This is a genomic window from Corynebacterium epidermidicanis (genome assembly GCF_001021025.1).
Classification (GTDB): domain Bacteria; phylum Actinomycetota; class Actinomycetes; order Mycobacteriales; family Mycobacteriaceae; genus Corynebacterium; species Corynebacterium epidermidicanis.
Map to the genome: position 1 here is coordinate 2,316,633 of NZ_CP011541.1, position 17,223 is coordinate 2,333,855.

General features: G+C 58.8%; 15 protein-coding genes. 6 read left to right on the plus strand and 9 right to left on the minus strand.

Annotated features, from left to right (window positions below):
* Nucleotides 1–93: 93 nt before the first annotated feature.
* Nucleotides 94–1,320 (plus strand): Na/Pi symporter, encoded by a 1,227-nt coding sequence (locus CEPID_RS10635; RefSeq protein WP_047240934.1) that lies wholly within the window; start codon nucleotides 94–96, stop codon nucleotides 1,318–1,320.
* Here CEPID_RS10635 and CEPID_RS10640 read toward each other — a convergent pair.
* The 3 genes from CEPID_RS10640 to CEPID_RS10650 are packed head-to-tail and all read right to left on the minus strand — an operon-like array spanning nucleotide 1,317 to nucleotide 3,563.
* The gene (locus tag CEPID_RS10640; protein ID WP_047240935.1) at nucleotides 1,317–2,099 is read right to left on the minus strand and encodes an ABC transporter permease; all 783 of its coding nucleotides are present in this window, start codon (nucleotides 2,097–2,099) and stop codon (nucleotides 1,317–1,319) included. The two genes, CEPID_RS10635 and CEPID_RS10640, sit on opposite strands and share 4 nt — an antisense overlap.
* Nucleotides 2,099–3,043 (minus strand): ABC transporter ATP-binding protein, encoded by a 945-nt coding sequence (locus CEPID_RS10645; RefSeq protein ID WP_047240936.1) that lies wholly within the window; start codon nucleotides 3,041–3,043, stop codon nucleotides 2,099–2,101. The genes CEPID_RS10640 and CEPID_RS10645 overlap by 1 nt, the downstream gene beginning before the upstream one ends.
* Before the next feature lie 25 nt (nucleotides 3,044–3,068).
* Nucleotides 3,069–3,563 (minus strand): NUDIX domain-containing protein, encoded by a 495-nt coding sequence (locus CEPID_RS10650; protein WP_047240937.1) that lies wholly within the window; start codon nucleotides 3,561–3,563, stop codon nucleotides 3,069–3,071.
* Nucleotides 3,564–3,669: 106 nt separating this feature from the next.
* Between CEPID_RS10650 and CEPID_RS10655 the strand changes: the two genes are divergently transcribed.
* The 3 genes from CEPID_RS10655 to CEPID_RS10665 are packed head-to-tail and all read left to right on the plus strand — an operon-like array spanning nucleotide 3,670 to nucleotide 8,486.
* A complete protein-coding gene (locus CEPID_RS10655) occupies nucleotides 3,670–5,115 on the plus strand; it encodes a hypothetical protein (RefSeq protein WP_047240938.1) in 1,446 nt (481 codons plus the stop codon).
* Nucleotides 5,115–6,104 (plus strand): glutamate ABC transporter substrate-binding protein, encoded by a 990-nt coding sequence (locus tag CEPID_RS10660; RefSeq protein ID WP_047240939.1) that lies wholly within the window; start codon nucleotides 5,115–5,117, stop codon nucleotides 6,102–6,104. Before CEPID_RS10655 ends, CEPID_RS10660 begins: the two co-directional genes overlap by 1 nt.
* Nucleotides 6,105–6,110: 6 nt before the next feature.
* A complete protein-coding gene (locus CEPID_RS10665; protein ID WP_047240940.1) occupies nucleotides 6,111–8,486 on the plus strand; it encodes a serine/threonine protein kinase in 2,376 nt (791 codons plus the stop codon).
* Between the two features lie 301 nt (nucleotides 8,487–8,787).
* Here the strand turns inward: CEPID_RS10665 and ccsB are convergent, their stop codons facing one another.
* The 6 genes from ccsB to hemL all read right to left on the minus strand — a co-directional run bounded on the left by ccsB (nucleotide 8,788) and on the right by hemL (nucleotide 14,815).
* Nucleotides 8,788–9,759, minus strand: a complete 972-nt coding sequence (ccsB, locus tag CEPID_RS10670; RefSeq protein WP_047240941.1) for a c-type cytochrome biogenesis protein CcsB — start codon at nucleotides 9,757–9,759, stop codon at nucleotides 8,788–8,790.
* A 95-nt stretch (nucleotides 9,760–9,854) separates the two neighbouring features.
* Entirely contained in the window at nucleotides 9,855–11,441 is a 1,587-nt protein-coding gene (locus tag CEPID_RS10675) for a cytochrome c biogenesis protein ResB (RefSeq protein ID WP_047240942.1), read from the minus strand.
* 17 nt (nucleotides 11,442–11,458) lie between these two features.
* On the minus strand, nucleotides 11,459–12,256 hold the full coding sequence (locus CEPID_RS10680; protein WP_047240943.1) for a cytochrome c biogenesis CcdA family protein: 798 nt from the start codon (nucleotides 12,254–12,256) through the stop codon (nucleotides 11,459–11,461).
* A gap of 13 nt (nucleotides 12,257–12,269) precedes the next feature.
* The gene (locus CEPID_RS10685) at nucleotides 12,270–12,884 is read right to left on the minus strand and encodes a TlpA family protein disulfide reductase (protein WP_047240944.1); all 615 of its coding nucleotides are present in this window, start codon (nucleotides 12,882–12,884) and stop codon (nucleotides 12,270–12,272) included.
* On the minus strand, nucleotides 12,884–13,492 hold the full coding sequence (locus CEPID_RS10690) for a histidine phosphatase family protein (protein WP_047240945.1): 609 nt from the start codon (nucleotides 13,490–13,492) through the stop codon (nucleotides 12,884–12,886). The genes CEPID_RS10685 and CEPID_RS10690 overlap by 1 nt, the downstream gene beginning before the upstream one ends.
* Nucleotides 13,493–14,815, minus strand: a complete 1,323-nt coding sequence (gene hemL, locus CEPID_RS10695) for a glutamate-1-semialdehyde 2,1-aminomutase (RefSeq protein WP_407921599.1) — start codon at nucleotides 14,813–14,815, stop codon at nucleotides 13,493–13,495.
* Nucleotides 14,816–15,117: 302 nt separating this feature from the next.
* Here hemL and CEPID_RS10700 point away from each other — a divergent pair, with 302 nt between their 5' ends.
* Both CEPID_RS10700 and CEPID_RS10705 read left to right on the plus strand, forming a co-directional pair.
* A complete protein-coding gene (locus CEPID_RS10700; RefSeq protein WP_052843541.1) occupies nucleotides 15,118–16,761 on the plus strand; it encodes an LGFP repeat-containing protein in 1,644 nt (547 codons plus the stop codon).
* A gap of 19 nt (nucleotides 16,762–16,780) precedes the next feature.
* A complete protein-coding gene (locus CEPID_RS10705; protein WP_047240947.1) occupies nucleotides 16,781–17,212 on the plus strand; it encodes a hypothetical protein in 432 nt (143 codons plus the stop codon).
* Nucleotides 17,213–17,223 lie beyond the last annotated feature (11 nt).

The following is a 17,223-nucleotide window of genomic DNA, read 5'->3' on the forward strand; positions in this document are numbered from 1 at the left end:
CGTCAAGCTCACTGCAGCTATCCTAGCCCAACACCCACCATTTGTTGAACTATCAACAAATATCAGTTTTGAAGGGTGCGATAAACTGGGACAATGTCCACCCCGCTTAATACGCGACCCAGCTTCCCCGGGACAATCCACTACATCAACCCCAAAGTAATCCCGGAAAGCGAAGACGAAGTCCTCATCTCCAGCTTCAACAAACTTGTCAGATGGATCGTGGTCTGCCTGGCAATTTACGTCGCAATCGTGGGCATTAACCTCATCATGGACGGGATTGCAGGACTCGGGTTCGCTAACCTCAGCGCACTCATGGAAAAGGCCCAAAACCCCTTGCTCTGCCTCATGGTCGGGATCCTGGCCACCTTCCTCGTCCAATCGTCCACAGCCTTTACGACCGTAACCGTCGCAGCCGTCGGCGGCGGACTCCTCCCCCTCGAAGCAGCCACTGCCTTGATCATGGGCGCCAACATCGGCACCTGCTTCACTGCACTCTTGGTGGCATTTGGCTACGTCAGCCGACAGGATGAACTCCCCAGAGCCCTTGCCGCCGGACTCACCCATTGGACATTCAACGTGCTCTCTGTGGCGATCCTCCTGCCCCTGGAGCTGGCTTTTCACCCCCTAACGAACACCGCCCGGTGGCTATCAACCACCTTGTTTGGCGAGTCCTCCCCCACCTTTTCCAGTGGCACCCTCGTAGCATGGTCCACCGGCCCGCTTGTCGACGCCTTCGGCACCCACACCATCGCCCGAGTCATCGATTCCCCCGTCGTCGTCGCCATACTCGCCGGGTTGATCGGGATTGCCTTCATTGCGATCGCCGTCCAGATCCTCACCGTACAGCTCCGCTCACTGATGGCTTTTCCATCGCAAGTGCTGCTCAAACGCTCCGTGAGCCCATCAAAGTCTATGGGGGCGGAATTCGGCGTCGGCCTCGGGCTCACCCTACTGACCCATTCATCTTCCGCCACCACCTGCGCAACCGTCCCCTTTGCCGGCGCAGGCACACTGAGCACCCGTAGCGCCCTAGGAGTGATTCTCGGCGCCAACCTTGGTACGACGTTCACCGCAGTCGCTGCCGCTTTTGCCATTCCGGGCGATCTAGGAACGATGGCGCTACAAACAGCGTTCGTGCACGTGCTTATCAACCTCATCGGCGCCATCGTCGTCTTGGCGTTGCGCCCCGCGGCAGACTTCATCATCTGGATCTCAGAAGTCTTAGCACGGAAAACCGCTAAGCGCCGCGCACTCGGATTGCTGCTGTGGCTCGCAACCTATCTAGCGGTGCCAGCTGCGTTTATCTTGTGGCTGAATTAGGCATCGCGGCGGCGCAGCAACACCATGCCGACCACAAACAAGCCAACCGCCCACGCCAGGAAGTAGAACAACGAACCGGTAGTGTCCCACGGGGTACCAGTCAAATCCTTGTCCCGGAAGAACGCGCCCAGGTTGGACAGCGGCCCATAAGGATGGATTTTCTCACCGACCTTAGGCAGCATCGGGATCACCATGATCTCCAGCACCATGTACCACACCAGCATGATGACGATGGAGCCCGCCGAGTTGCGCACAATCCAAGCCACTGCCTGCGCTAGCAATACCAACAGCACGGTGTACAGCGGCACAACCCACAGCATTCGGGTAAATGCGTCGTTGCTGAAATTGAAGTTTGCCGTCGCCTCAGCACCTGAAAATACTCGGTAACCCAAAACGCCAAGCCCGATTGCAATCAGGCTCAACACCACTGCTATCACCGCCATGAGCAGGAGTTTTGCTAACGCCACGCCCAGGCGGTTCGGCACTGCCTGAAAAGTCATAGCAGCGTACTTATGGCCGTACTCGGTTGTGACCGCAAGGATCGCCACAATGATGAGGATGAGGCCGCCGCCCTGGGCCACCATCTCCCCAACCATGCCGGTATCTGCCGGCATCTTCGGCAGGCCTTCGGATACTAGGTTCTTCTGCGCGTCGTTGTATGCGTAGATGTTGAGAGCTAAGAACCCCAGGACCAGGACGAAGTAGCAGACCAGATTCCACCACAGGCCCTTAGTGGTAGATAGTTTGGTCCACTCCGCCTTCAGTGAGTTGAGAAACATTAGTTGCCTTCCTGGTTCGAAGCGGCTGGCACTGCAGCATGGTATTGCACGGCATGCCCGGTCATCTGCAAGAATGCGTCCTCCAGGGAGGCGCGACGCTCGGAAAGCTCGTACAGCATGACCCCAGTGGAATAGGCGAGCGCGCCGATGTGATCAGTGGTGCTATCAGAGATAACCAGCACAGGTCGCTGTTCGGCGTCAGTCTCCATCTCGAAGCTAATCTGTTCTTCTTGCAACACCTTTTGAAACTCTGCAAGATGCCCAGTGCGCACCACGACAGAAGTGTGTGAGTTGTTTTTCACGAAGTCATAGGTCGGGGTATCTGCCACCAACTGGCCACGGCCAATCACGACGAGGTGGTCGGCCGTCATAGCCATTTCCGAGAGCAGGTGCGAGCTCACCAGAATGCTGCGGCCTTCGGCAGCCAACGCTTTAAGGAAATCACGCACCCACCGAATACCTTCGGGGTCCAAGCCATTCACTGGCTCATCGAGGATGAGGGTGTGGGGGTCCCCAAGCAGCGCCATCGCTAAGCCGAGGCGCTGCCCCATACCGAGTGAGAAGCCGCCGGCGCGTTTCTTCGCTACATCGGCCAAGCCCACCAACCCAAGTACTTCATCCACACGAGAGGTAGGGATGCCATTGGACTGCGCGATCCACTTCAGGTGGTTTCGGGCGCTGCGCGCCGGGTGGAGAGCTTTAGCGTCGAGAAGCGCCCCCACTTCTCGTAGGGGATTCTTTAGCTCGGAGTACTTCTTCCCGTCGATAAGCGCGGAACCCGCGGTCGGCTGGTCGAGACCGAGAATCATCCGCATAGTGGTGGATTTACCCGCGCCGTTCGGCCCTAGAAAACCGGTGACGATGCCCGGCTGCACGCTAAAAGATAAGTCCTCAACCGCGCGCACCGCCCCATAGTGCTTGGTTAATCCAGAAACTTCAATCATGCATTCCAGTGTGACACAGGATTAACTAACATGCTTTTCGACGACCTATTTCCCGACACAGCAAGTCCAGGTTTTCCGCTAGTGGCGGAATCAGATTCATCGAAGTCAGCGCGCCGAAGTCGACCCATCGCAACTCTAAAGATTCATTGTTGGCTGTAGTGGCCAACTCCTTGTCTGCGCGCGCGAGAACCGTAGTGTATGTCCACCCAGCTGCTAGCTCCGGCCGGAGCGGGTCTCCCGGGAATGGGCCGGATGTGCACAATTCGGCCAGGACGGTTACTTGGCTTGGCTTGATCCCCGTTTCTTCCTCTGCTTCCCTCAGCGCGGCTTCCGCGGCAGTTTCGTGTGAGTCTCGTGCCCCACCGGGCAGCCCCCACGTCCCGCCATTTGCGGTCCAATGCGCTCGATGCTGCAAAAGCAGCTTGTCCCCCGCAACCAAAAACAGCCCAGCTGCGCCATGGAGCCCCCACATGCGCGTACCCTGCGGTCCTGCCGCCCAACCATCGCCGTCACCGAACATATCCCCACCTTAAGCGAATCGCACAAAACTGGGTGAAACAATTGTGACGTAGCATACGATAAGCCATGCAGACGATGTTCACCTCAGAAAGAACTATCCTGGACCAATGACCCTTTCCAACTCCCGGAAGAACGCCGGTGGCGCTGCTACAGCAGCCCGCGACGACCTGTGGTTGGACGCACCCGAAGCAACAGAAGCGAACAGCGTAGGGTCAGTATTTCGCGGATCTTTCGGTCTCCCGGCACTCTGGTATCGGCGGACAGCCGTGTTCTTTGCCACCACCATTGGACAAATGACACTCTGGGCGTTTGTGCTCACCGTGGCGCTTTTGGCCGCCGGGGTGGCGATGGCGCAGTCCACACAGTCTCGTCAGGCTCAACTGGGCACGCTGATGAACAACACGGAACCGATGTCGGCCGCGGCGCAAGACATATACATGTCGCTCTCCCTCGCAGATACCACCGCCACCACGGGTTTTGTCCAAGCAGGCGTCGAACAGCCCCTCACCCGCGAGCGCTACCAGCGGGCTATCCAGCGTGCCTCGGCCGCGGCCACCCAATCAGCGGCCGGCGTGCAGTCCTCCCAGCAGCGCGAACTCGAGCTCATAGCGACAATCCAATCTCAACTGCCGAACTACACCGGCTTGGTTGAGACTGCCCGCACCAACAACCGCATGGGCAACCCCGTGGGTGTGGCCTATATGTCCGAAGCATCTGCGTTGATGCGTACCTCGATACTGCCCGCCGCAAACGAATTGCTCAGGCTGACCAATGCCCGGGTCAATGCAGAACAGCACGACCTCACTCGACCACAGTGGGTGCCCATCTCGGGCCTGGTCGCAGCTCTGCTCATGCTGGTAGCTGTCCAGCGCTGGCTCGCCCACAGAACGCGCCGACGACTCAACAAAGGCATGCTGGTAGCCACCGCATGCATGACCATCGCATTGCTGTGGGTAAGCACGTCCAACGCACTGACCTGGTACGCAGGCACCCGCGGTTTCGAGCAGGCAGCAGCGCCGCTCAACTCCCTAGCCAACGCACGCGTATTAGCGCAGCAGGCCCGTACCGCGGAAACGCTTGCGCTAGTGCGACGGGAAACGAATGCAGATGCCTTTGAAAGCTTTTCCGCAACCGCCGGTTCTATCGACCAGGCACTAACGAGCTACGACACCACCAGGCTCGCGGAAAGCCCCGCTAACGCACGCACAGTCGCTGATGTCCGGGCAGGGCTGACGCAGTGGCAAGTCGCGCATGAAGACCTAGCTAACTCGCTCAATCAGGGCGATTACCAACGCGCCACCAGAATCGCATTCGCCACCTCACAAAACACCGTCGGAGCAACTGCTGACACGGGAAGCGCTGCGCAGGCCTATGATGCCGTTGATGCCGGCCTAGCAGTATTGATCCTCGATACCCGTGGCACCCTGCGAGGCTTCATCGCCGATGGGCTTTCGGCCACCCATTTGTTGTCGCCCGTCGTACTGCTCCTTTCCGGACTCGCTGTCCTGTCGCTGTGGCTAGGAATCCGACCACGCCTACAGGAGTACCTCTAATGCGCAGACGACTCTTAAGCCTTATTCTGGCAGCCGTCCTCACCGCCAGCCTCAGCGCCTGTGCTGGCTCGCCAGAAACCGCGCCTTCGTTTGATGCCCGCAAGCAGAATTACCAAGCGGTACTGCCGGCCGGCACGCAGTTTGAAGCGGGAGGATCCCAACCGGCCGAAGTCCCCCAATTCGATAACCTCTTAGGCTCTTTGCGCCCCGACGACAAGAAACCAGAGGAGCGCGTGCCCGCCATCCTTAAGCGTGGTCGCATCATCATCGGCGTGGACCAATCCCAGAATCTACTGAGCTTCCGCGACCCCATCTCCGGCGAACTCAAAGGCTTCGAGATCGACCTAGCCCGCGAAATCTCCCAAGACATCTTCGGTTCCCCAGACCACGTAGATTTCCGGTTTATTGACACCGCGGACCGCGTGAGCGCGCTGGAATCCGGCGAAATCGATGTCCTGTTGCGGTCCCTATCCGTCACCCGCACCGCCCAAGACCTCGTCTTTTTCTCCACGCCGTACCTAACCACCAGCACCCGCATGTTGGTGCTGGAGTCCTCTGGTGTCAACACCATGGATGACCTCACCGGGCGGACCGCCTGCGCAGTCAACGGCTCGACCTCACTGCAACAAATCCGCGACAAGAACCCCCGCGCCAACATCATGCGCACCGCGGAGTGGGCCGACTGCCTCGTCCTCCTCCAGCAGGGCATTGTCGACGCCATCGTGGCCAACGACACCATCTTGGCCGGCATGGCCGAACAAGACCCCTACGCGCAGATCGTCGGCCCACGCCTCACTTACGAAAACTACGGCGCGGCGATTGCCTCGCCGAACGCGCAGCACGACACGGTCGGGTTGATCCGGCAGGTCAACTCCACAATCGAACGCCTCCAGCGCGATGGCACCTGGTGGAAGATGTATAACCAGTGGTTTTCGGAATACCAACTCGCGCAATCCCCGCCAGCATTGAATTATCGAAAGGAGAACTAGCGGATCATGGCTGATAACGATCACTCACTTGAGCCGACCAACGCCACCGAAGCCGTGGCGTTCAACCCTTTCGACGATGATGAGGACGAGCTCACCGCGCTAGTCAACGAGCTCGACTCCCTGCGCGAAAAGACCTCGGCAGCAGCGCGGTTCGACCCATTTGCAGATGACGAGGATGACGAGACCGGCCTTGATACCGCCGCGGTTTACGCCATTGCGGCCGACCAGTCCGAAGATGTCAACGACCGCTCGCGTCGAGAAGCCCTGAGCACCTTCCGTTCCCGGCGCGGCACCACCCGCGCGGGCCGCATGGTCGCCGACGGCATGGTGCAGCTGCCCTTTGTGCCGATCACGGACCCGCAAGCTGCGTTGATTACCCCGGGCCCCAATGTCGAACCCCCCACGCTCAAGCCGGGCGATATGGTGGCTGCGCAATACGAGGTGCTGGGGGTGATTGCGCACGGTGGCATGGGGTGGATTTACATCGCCAATGACCGCAATGTTTCCGGCCGGTGGGTGGTGCTCAAGGGCATGATTCCCGGAGGCAATCCGCGGGATCTCGGCACTGCGGTGGCCGAGCGGGAGTTCTTGGCGGATATTACGCACCCGGAAATCGTAAAGATTTACAACTTCATCGATGATGCCCGCGTCCCCGGCGGGTTCATCGTGATGGAGTTCGTGGGCGGGCCATCGCTTCTGGATCGGCGGCGCGCCCAACCCGATAATGTTCTGCCCGTGGACGTGGCTATCGCATACATCCTCGAAATTCTGCCTGCGCTGGAATATCTACACTCCCGGGGCGTGGTGTACAACGACCTCAAGCCTGACAACATTATTGTCACCGAAGACCAGGTCAAGCTCATCGACCTTGGTGCGGTGTCGGGTATCGGGGCTTTCGGCTACATTTACGGCACTAAGGGCTACCAGGCCCCGGAGGTTTCCACCGAAGGGCCGTCGGTTGCCTCAGACATCTACACCATCGGGCGCACGCTAGCGGCCCTGGTGTGCCGACTCCCCGTCGTTGATGGGCAGCTAGCTCCTGGGTTGCCTTCGCCTTTTGAAGAGCCGCTCTTTCGCAAGCACCTGTCGCTGTATCGACTACTCATCCGGGCCACCCACAGCAACCCGGCGCGGCGCTTTCGCGACGTCCACGAGCTGCGCACCCAGCTCTATGGGGTGCTGCGGGAAATCCTCGCGGTCCGCGACGGCAAACAGTTCCCCGCCCAGCACTCCCTGTTTTCCCCGCAGCGTACCACCTTTGGTACGAAACACCAGGTCTTTCGCACCGACCAGCTCATCGACGGCATCGAGCGCACCGTGCGAATTACCCCGCCCGAGGTCGTCGCGGCGCTGCCCGTGCCACTGATCGACCGCACCGATTCAGGATTCACCATGCTGACCGGCTCCTCGTACACAGAACCGTCTGAGGCGTTGGAAACGATGCGGCAAGCCCTGAACTCCGGCGAGTACACCGACTCTGTCGAACTGCCGCTAGGGATAGTGCGCACCCTGCTCGACCTCGGTTTCGTGGCGGAGGCCCACTCCTGGGTGGGCAGCCTCGCGGAGCGGCTCGAGCTTGACTGGCGCTATCAATGGTTGGCGGGCGTGACCAGCTTGCTGCTGGATCGCTTTATCGACGCCCAGGACCACTTCAATAACGTCCTGTCAATCCTGCCTGGAGAAGCCGCCCCGAAATTGGCTTTGGCGGCTGTCGACGAGCTGTTGTTGCAGCAAGCAGGGGTGGACGGACAAGCTCACCTTGCACCGGAGGTCACCCAAGCGGTAGCAGAGCTGGGTGGGTCGCTGACCGACCTGCCCCCGGAGTTCCTAGCCAAGTTGGAAAGCAACTGGTCCCACATCACGGCTGATCCGATGGCGCTGCGCTTCCACTCGATGCGCCTGTACCGACTCGTGTGGGTCACCAACCCGACAACAGTATCTGCAGCCTTCGGCCTGTCTCGACAGCTCATGGCGGAGGGTCACTCCGAACTTGCGATTGCCGCCCTCGATCGAGTATCCCAGAATTCCCGACACCACCGGATGGCGAAGCTGACCTCGATCCTGCAACTCATTTCCGGGGACCTCACGGAGTCCCGGATCCGCCGCGCCGCCCGACGCCTGGAAGAAATCCCCACCAACGAGCCCCGATTGTTGCAGATTCGCGTGGCCGTGCTCAATGCGGGTTTGCAGTGGTTGCGTTCGCACGATTTGTCGGCGGCCGCTTCCCCCAATGACCTGTTCGATTACCCGTTTACGCAACGAGGACTGCGCACGGGGCTGTCCGAAACGCTGCGGTTGCTCGCGCGTAGCGCACCATTCCCGCGGCACCGCTACGCGCTCGTCGATATGGCGAATGCGGTGCGCCCGACCACTTGGTTCTAGTGCAGTATCCTTTCGTTTCCTCTTGTGGATACTTTCGTATCCACCCTGCTGAAAACTATTGTTTGGGGTCCGGGCGGTGTCCTAAGTTGTGACTTGTCAGCAATTCACACCCCAACGATGAAAGGATCATCATGGAAATCGCTTCTGCAGTTCTCGACGGCCTCGGCGAGGTTTTCAAGGTCATCGGCCAAATCCTGGGCGGTGCCGCTAAGTAAGGCCCTGCTCGATTCTTGAGCCCCGTTGACACATAAGGCGCGCTCCCCTCGATTGCAATCTGAGGGGAGCGCGCCTTTATTGTTTGTTAGTTCAGCCCCGCGTAGGAGTGCAGGCCGGACACAACCATGTTAATGAAAAAGAGATTGAATACCATTGTTGCGAAGGCGGCGATGTTAATCCAGGCCGCAGCCGAGTTCTTCCAACCCGACGTCGCACGCGCGTGCAAGTAAGCGGCGTAGAGCATCCAAGTCACCAGGGAAATCGTCTCCTTTGGATCCCAGCCCCAGAAGCGACCCCACGCAGATTCCGCCCAGATAGCACCAAGCATGACGCCAAGACCGAAGATCGGGAGCGCCCAAATCGCCGCTTTGTAGGCCAGCGAGTCCAGACGCTGCGCCGAAGGAAGCGGACGAAGCACCGCGCCAAGCACACCGTGCTCCTTACCCACTGGCTGGCGCATGCGCAGTACGTACAACAGCGAAGCCATGCCCGAAATCAGGCCGATGCCGGCACCAATCGACACGGTGGAGACGTGAATCGGGAACCAGAAGGACTGCAAGGCGGGCACGACTGGCGCGGATGCCGCGTAGAGCTTCATGCCACCGTAAAACAGCAGCGCGATCACCGGGGTCAACACCCACGGCCACATCGCGCGCAGCTCACGACGCTGGATGACCCATGCGGAAATAACCATCGCCACGAACGTCACCATCGCGACATACTCATAGAGATTGCCGAACGGGAATCGCGACGCCGACAAGCCACGCAGCACCACCGACGCGCCATGAATGATGATCGCCAGCCAGATCATGGTTTGTGCCATGCCGGCGAACTTTTCCGCACTTGCTTCTCGACGCGCGAAGTCCGAATCGCTCGGAACCTCGACCACATTTGGCCCGCCAGCACCGACGAGTTCCTTCGCCTTGACGCGGGAATCAACCACACCGGTCTGCTTGACATAGAAAACAATGGAGAGGATCAGCGCAAAGCAGTAAATCACGAAGGCTGTCTTAAAGCTCAGGTCCGAAAAATTCGCGAGCGTCTGATTGACCGGCATGTTAATTAGGTTTCCTATCCCAGATCAAACTTTTGGTTGATAGAGACACTGTAGCGACCCGACTAGGGCCTGAGCAAGTCATCTGCTAGCCCCTGCTACTCATCCTCCGGCTCTGGCAGCCCGAGCAACTGACGGTGAATCCGCTCGTACTCGGCACCCCAGCCAGCGCGGTCGGTGCGGGACAGACCGGCGGTTTCTACCAGGGTGCCACCTTCAGCAGCTGGCGATATGCGCACCCAAATGCGGCGGCGCTTCACCGTCAACGAACCAACAAGGCCACCAAGCATGATCAGCGAAGTTACCAACACCCAGGCCTGGGTCGGGTCGTGGCTGATCTGCAGGTTGGCGAATTCGTTGGCGCCATCGAAGGTGACTTCGGTGCCGTCGTCAAGCGTGATCTTCTCCCCGACTTTCAGGTTCACGCGCTCCAGCTTTTGCAGCGCGCCAGTGTGCAGCAAAGATGGGTCTAGGGAGAAGATTGACTGACCGCGGCCGGAGTCGAGGCCGGCGTCGCCTCGGTAGATGTCGATCGCTACGGCCGGGTCACGCATCGCCGGGAATGCAGACTGTAGTAGCTGTCCCTTTTCGCCACTCCACGCCGCGGTTGGCGCGAATAGCCCTTGGATCGCGATGCCCTTCGTCCGGCGTTCCTGCAGGTCCGGGTACATTCCAGCGGGCGGATCGAAGCGCATGACGCCGGAGGAAAGGAAAAGTCGCGGGTCGTCGGGGCGGAACTGCACCATCTGGGTGCGGGTTTCACCATTAGGCCACTTCACCGTAAAACGTGGCGCGAAGCCATGTCCCTGCAGGTAGACGCGGGAACCTGCCAGGCGCAGCGGATGATTGACCTTGAGCTGATACTTCTGCCACTGCGAATGATCCTTGAACACGTCATCCCCGACGGCGTAATCGACATTCGAGGTGAACATTATCGCCTGGCCAGACGGGAGATAGTCAGCTGAGAAGTCGTTAACATGCACACAGAACGGGTCGAGCTGGGTGCCGTCGACAAGCGAGCCGGCGCGGAAAGAGTCGAAATTCGCGACCGCAGTATTGCAGAATTCGGCGTTTTCGGCGCCCGCCACCACGATGACCTGGCCTTCGTAGTAGACCATCTTGCCGAAACCGACCGTAAGCAAAACGCCAACCAAACCGAGGTGGAAAACCAAGTTGAAGAGCTCGCGGGCGTAGCCTTTTTCCGCAGCAAAGGAGTGCTTGCCCGCACGGTCGTCTTCGGGCTGGTATTCCGCGATCCGCCAGCCCTTCAAAGCCGAGCGTATCGACGCCTCAACCTGCGCCGAATCGCCTTCCACCACGCCACTGCCGTGCAGCGGGAGTCGTTCGAAGTTACGCGGGGCGCGCACGGGAGGCGTTTTCCAGGCCTGGTAGTGGTCCCAGGAGCGCGGGATGATGCAGCCGATGAGGGAGACGAACAGCAAGACGTAGATTGCGGTGAACCAGGTGGAGCTAAAGACGTCGAAAAGCTGCAGCTTGTCGTAGACCTCGGCGAGCTTGCCGTTGGCGGCGAGGTACTCATCCACCTTGGTTTCATTCAGCGAGCGCTGCGGCAACAGTGCGCCGGGGATCGCGCCCAGGGCAAGCAGGAACAGCAACATTAGCGCAGTGCGCATGCTGGTCAGCCAGCGCCACGCTAGCAGCGGTAGCCTCTTCACGTTCTTCATGGTCTCCCTATTTTTCGCTAAATCGCTGTGTAGCCAAAGTTCACGGTCCACTGGCGCACCACGTTGATAAACAGTGCCCATCCTCCGCTGGCCAGCGCCAACCCCACCGCGATCAGGGTAACGCCACCGATGATCTGAATGGTGCGGGAGTGTCTACGCAACCAGCCCACCGCGCTCATCGCCTTCGCCGAGCCCAACGCCACGATGATGAACGGCAAGCCCAGGCCGAAGCAGTACGCCACGATGAGTCCCACCCCACGCGCAGCAGTGCTGCCTGCGGTGCCCGCAGACACAGAAATAATTGCGGCCAAGGTCGGCCCCAAGCAGGGGGTCCATCCGAGCGCAAACACGCCACCCAAAAGTGGCGCTCCCAGCCACGTGGACAAGCGCTTGGGCTGCAGCCGAGTATCCCGATCAAGTGCCGGGATCAGGCCCAAGAAGGCCAACCCCATCACCACGGTGACGATTCCGCCCACCCGCTGCAAGATTTCTTGGTTCAGCGTGAGTGCGGAAATCGCGCCGAAAACCGTCGCCGTGGCCAGCACAAAAATCACGGTGAAACCGGCGACGAACAGCAACGCGGCACCGACAACCCGCCAACGCCCTTGCTTCGACACAACTGCCTCACCCTCGCGAAGCTCAAGGTCCGTACCCACCACCGATGCCAAATAGGACATGTATCCCGGCACCAACGGCACGACGCAGGGGCTCGCGAAGGATACTAGGCCCGCCATGGCCGCGGCGAGCACGGCGAGAAGAAGTGGCCCGCTAGCTGCGACTTCGGCAACTTGTGCACCAAATTCTGAAGCATTCATGTGTGTTCGTGGACTACTTTTCTGCTAGCAATGGCTCTGCTACTTGCAGGACATCATTCGCGGTGACCTCGCGCAAGAAAACCGCAGCTGGGCGGTGATGCTTGTCCAGCACGATCGTGGTGGGGATGACCGATGCTGGAATTCCGCCGAGCGCCGTCGCGGTCTTAAACGGTGGATCGTAGAGCGAAGGGTAGGTCAGGCCGTTGTCCTTTTGGAAGTCCCGGGAAATCTGTGGCTGGTAGTCCTTGACGTTAATGCCCAGCACCGTGCCTCCGGGCTTGCCGTCGGCAGTCTTCGCGGCCTGTAGTGTCTCGTGGATTTCTTGCATGTCGTCTGACTCGGACCGGCAGGGTCCACACCACTGTCCCCACGCATTGAGCACCACGACTTGGCCTTCGTAGTCCTGCAGCGAAATCTTTTCGCCGGCCACGAGCGAATCACCGGAAAACTGCTTGACCGGCTTGCGCTCTGATTCCGGGTAAGTGATGTCCGTCTTGCCTCCCGGCGCCACGAAGCTCCACGTCCCACCGATCGCGACCGCATCCTGACCTGCGGTATCGTCCTTACCGCACGCCGTCACCGTGAGCGCGAGCGTGGCGACGCCCAAAGCTGCAATCAATCGACGCATCAAATCTCCTGCGCTGGTTCACTATAGAAAATGTCGGTGATCTCGCGATCCTGGAACACCAAGGACGTCACGGAGGCCAGGTTGCACTGACGCGTGGCCGGGTTGTGCGCGAGCGATTTGCCCAGCACAGAGCGCTGCACCATGACAATGGGCAGCTGGTGGCTCACTAAGATCGCCTCGTGTCCCTCAGCCTTGCTCCGGGCGCGCTCGATCGCATCGAACATGCGCTTGGCGATCACGTCGTAGTGTTCGCCCCAGCTCGGCAGGGTCGGGTTCGCCATCAATGGCCAGCGCACCGGGTTCCACAACTGCGAGCGCCAACCCTTGGTCCGCAGGCCCTCAAAGCGGTTGCCCGCCTCCAGCAGGCCCTTATCGACGTCCACATCTAGGCCCGTCACCTTGCTGAATGGCAGTGCCGTCTCCTGGGCACGCTGCAGTGGCGACGCCGCCAAGTACGTCACGTCATGACCTGCAAAAGCCTTCGCGGCGGCAGCAGCCATCGAATGTCCGCGGGAGCTCAGGTGGTATCCCGGAAGCAGTCCGTAAAGGATCTTTTCCGGGTTGTAGACCTCGCCGTGACGAACGAGGTGCACGATGGTGGTTGTCATTTACGCGTCCTTCTTCGCAGCGGCAGCCGCCTGAGCTGCTGGTTTCACTGCGGCTGCAATCTTGTCAAAGTCCTGCTCCGTCAGCGCGCTAGAGACAAACCACGTCTCGAACACACTCGGGGAAATATACACGCCCCGATCCAGCAGCGCGTGGAAGAACGGCGGGAAGCGGAACGTATCCGCGTTCTGCATGTCTTTAAAGTTGTGCCCCTCGCCCTCGGCAAAGCGTACGGACAGCATGTTCGACGCGCGCTGGATGTGGTGCGCCACGCCTTCCTTGGCCAGCGCCTCGGTGACCAGCTGGGCCAGGCGATCGGCATTCGCGTTCACCGTCTCATAGACCTGCTCATTTGCCAGGCTTAGCGACGCCATACCGGCCGCCATCGCCACCGGGTTACCAGAAAGTGTGCCGGCCTGGTACACCGGGCCGTTCGGTGCCAAGTACTCCATAATGTCTTTGCGTCCACCGAACGCGGCCGCCGGGAGGCCACCGGAGATGACCTTGCCGAAGGTGGTGAGGTCGCCTGCCACGCCGTCGACGCCGTACCAACCGGAGTAGGAAGTGCGGAAGCCGGTCATAACCTCATCCATAATGAGCAGCGCACCGTTTTCATGTGCGACGTCCTTCAGAGCCTGGTTGAAGCCAGGTTTTGGCGCAACGGTACCCATGTTTCCGGCGGCGGCCTCGGTGATAATGGCGGCGATCTCGCCTGGGTGCTTGGCGAAGGCTTGTTTGACTGCCTCAATATTGTTGTATTCCACGACGATGGTGTCGCCAGCCGCAGCACCAGTCACGCCTGGGGAATCTGGCAGGCCAAAGGTGGCGACACCGGAGCCGGCAGACGCGAGCAGGGCATCAACGTGGCCGTGGTAGCAACCGTCAAACTTGATGATCTTCGGGCGACCAGTGAAACCACGAGCCAGGCGGACTGCGGACATCGTGGCCTCGGTGCCGGAGTTGACGAAGCGGACCTCTTCGACGCTGGTACGCTCCACAACAAGTTCGGCTAGTTCCACTTCTGCGGTGGTCGGCGCGCCATAGGAAAGACCCCGGGTGGTGGCGTCTTGGACGGCCTTCAGAATCTCCGGGTGAGCATTGCCCATGAGCATCGGGCCCCAAGAACAGAACAGATCGACGTATTCGTTGCCGTCGACGTCGACAAGCTTGCTGCCGTTGGCGAAAGCAATGAAGCGGGCCTGGCCACCGACACTGCCGAACGCGCGAACTGGCGAGTTCACGCCGCCCGGTGTGCGGCGCTGCGCTCGCTCGAACCAAGCTGCGGAATTGGCGGTATTCGATGAGGTGAGCTGCGACATTTTCATCCTTCGCGTGGTGGCTGGTGCTGCTTAGTTTATCCGCCCTACCCTATCCAAAAGTTGTAGATGTGGGCAAGCTTGCACTCCGGTGAAGAATACATAGTTTGAGCCGGAAGCTTAGCTACCTTGAGGCAGTAAACAGCTAGGTGCAAAAGACTCCCAAGGTTTTATCGCTCGATTATTCATTTCAATTGTCGAGACAAGCGGCACACCATACCTTAAGCTTCTTTACAGGTGCCTACTACACGATCCACAGCGCCTGACAGTTTCACCCAACCAGTTCCTCCTCACACAGGAAATCTTTGACGATGAAGCTCAGCATAAAAAAACTCGGGGCAGCATTAACAGTGATCGCCACTAGTGTGTTCCTGCCCGTCACCTCGCACGCGCAAACACTCGACGATCAACCAACGCTTGCGGAACAGCAGGTAGCAACAGATGCGTTCATCCCGCCCTACGAACCAGACCACTACCGTCAGGTTGATACCAGTGACTGGGACTTCAATGAACCCGGCATGAACAAAAACAACATCGACAACCACGAGTTGGAACGCACACTTCCCGCCGATCTCGGCGACCCGCAACCTGTGATCACCCCAGGCAAGATGCGCTCCGACCGCATCCCACTGCCCCAGGGAGTCACCAAAGAAGAAGCAGACCTGGCTGAAGTACAAGAAGCCCGCGAACAAGGCATCACCGCACCAGGACAACCACTCATGATCCGGACCTTTGCCGCCGATAACTGCCGCACCTACTGGCCCTCCAGCTTCCAAGTCTGTGGTGCCATCCGCGCGAAATACGAATCCATGGCCATCACCTGGGCCGGACAAACCCCCGTCTCCTTCCTCGGCCTACCAAAATCCAACGAGTTAACCAACCCTGACGGAGTGGGCAAACGCACCGAATTCCAAAACGGGTTTATCTACTGGCACCCAGACACCGGGGCATGGTCCGTGACCTCACATAATTCCATAGTGTGGGCCCGTAACGGGTGGGAACTCGGACGCCTCGGCTACCCCACATCCGATGAAATCGGCACCGGCGACGGCGTCGGCCGCAAACAATACTTCCAACGCGGCCGCATCTACGGCTCCCTGTCCGGCGTGGTGTCCATCGAAGGCAAAATCCTAGAAAAATGGGTAGAAACCGGTGAAGAACGTGGCCCACTCGGCTACCCAGCCACCGACGAAGAAGGCACCCCAGACGGCATAGGCCGCTACAACCGCTTCGCCCTCGGCATGATCTACTGGCACCCCAACCACGGCGCACACCCAATCACGGGCGACAAGCTGTTTCAATGGACTTATTCCGGATACGAACAAGGAGTTTGGGGCTACCCAACGGGTGACTCCACTCGTCAAAACGACGGATGGTTTAGGCAAGAATTCGAAAAAGGTCCAATTTATGGAGAGTGGGAAAACTGGATTTTTCAGCCTTACAATCCACTTATCGGCCTGGGCACCGATTCCAACTTGCGCGCAACATATTCAGTTGATGCAATTAAAGGAAACGATTACACAAACAAAATCGTTCTCCGAACTAAAGATAAATGCGGAACCGAACGAATTGTAAGGCGAGGGTACTGGAACGGATCATCTGGTTTTGGTTGGGACAAGCTTGTTCATAAGCACGGCCTTTTCAGTAAATATTCCTTACTTAAAATGATCCAAAACTCTTGCGAAAATCGATACGAAAACGATGGGATTCGTCCAGTCTATGAAACTTCCATCCATCGAGCTGAATGCTCGGCTCCTTTCATGTGCCAAGCTACTGGTGAATGGTTTGTTGCTCGAACTGTATTCGATTTGTCTCCCGTCGTTGATTCACACGACAATTTTGGCTTGGTCACATCGTACCCAATTACAGGCAGCGGATCCCCTTTGATCGAAGACCAGAAGTACCCTGAATGGTTCAGTACAGAATTACCGTTCGTTTACTCACTTGGCCTTTAAAGAATTGTGATTGCACAATATGCCTCCGAAGAACCTTAAGATCTTACTGTCGGAGCTCGAAAAGAAGCTCCCAGCTATTTCAGACGAATTTAGCGGTTGGTCTGTATCCCCAATTGCTGCATGGAACAATGAACAGCAGACTTTAGTTGTATTCTTGGCGGAGAAAAAGCAAGAGAGTCGGCTGTTCGGATTTATAACCTCACCAATTGAATGCCGAAATCCAACTGGTGGTCGAACCGAGTCGGATTTCGCCGGTGAGATAGTTTGGTACTACATAGCTGGCGACTTTCCACTGAGCCATCAGACTCCTAGTAGGGACGAAATCGATTGGAGAAATGCCCACAATGTTAGCTTACCCATTTCCTGGGGAGAAGTGCTTGAGCTATCCGAAGCGCAGCATGTGTCTTTCGCTTACTCTTTCGACGAACCTGGCAGTCAAAGAATGAAGTAAACTAAAGTTCA

Coding starts and splice junctions, on each gene's coding strand:
- CEPID_RS10650 (WP_047240937.1), bottom strand. CDS start 3,563: ATGTTCGGTGACGGCGATGGTTGGGCGGCAGGACCGCAGGGTACGCGC.
- CEPID_RS10635 (WP_047240934.1), top strand. CDS start 94: ATGTCCACCCCGCTTAATACGCGACCCAGCTTCCCCGGGACAATCCAC.
- CEPID_RS10680 (WP_047240943.1), bottom strand. CDS start 12,256: ATGAATGCTTCAGAATTTGGTGCACAAGTTGCCGAAGTCGCAGCTAGC.
- CEPID_RS10675 (WP_047240942.1), bottom strand. CDS start 11,441: ATGAAGAACGTGAAGAGGCTACCGCTGCTAGCGTGGCGCTGGCTGACC.
- CEPID_RS10690 (WP_047240945.1), bottom strand. CDS start 13,492: ATGACAACCACCATCGTGCACCTCGTTCGTCACGGCGAGGTCTACAAC.
- CEPID_RS10685 (WP_047240944.1), bottom strand. CDS start 12,884: ATGCGTCGATTGATTGCAGCTTTGGGCGTCGCCACGCTCGCGCTCACG.
- hemL (WP_407921599.1), bottom strand. CDS start 14,815: ATGAAAATGTCGCAGCTCACCTCATCGAATACCGCCAATTCCGCAGCT.
- CEPID_RS10655 (WP_047240938.1), top strand. CDS start 3,670: ATGACCCTTTCCAACTCCCGGAAGAACGCCGGTGGCGCTGCTACAGCA.
- CEPID_RS10640 (WP_047240935.1), bottom strand. CDS start 2,099: ATGTTTCTCAACTCACTGAAGGCGGAGTGGACCAAACTATCTACCACT.
- CEPID_RS10660 (WP_047240939.1), top strand. CDS start 5,115: ATGCGCAGACGACTCTTAAGCCTTATTCTGGCAGCCGTCCTCACCGCC.
- ccsB (WP_047240941.1), bottom strand. CDS start 9,759: ATGCCGGTCAATCAGACGCTCGCGAATTTTTCGGACCTGAGCTTTAAG.
- CEPID_RS10645 (WP_047240936.1), bottom strand. CDS start 3,043: ATGATTGAAGTTTCTGGATTAACCAAGCACTATGGGGCGGTGCGCGCG.
- CEPID_RS10705 (WP_047240947.1), top strand. CDS start 16,781: ATGCCTCCGAAGAACCTTAAGATCTTACTGTCGGAGCTCGAAAAGAAG.
- CEPID_RS10700 (WP_052843541.1), top strand. CDS start 15,118: ATGAAGCTCAGCATAAAAAAACTCGGGGCAGCATTAACAGTGATCGCC.
- CEPID_RS10665 (WP_047240940.1), top strand. CDS start 6,111: ATGGCTGATAACGATCACTCACTTGAGCCGACCAACGCCACCGAAGCC.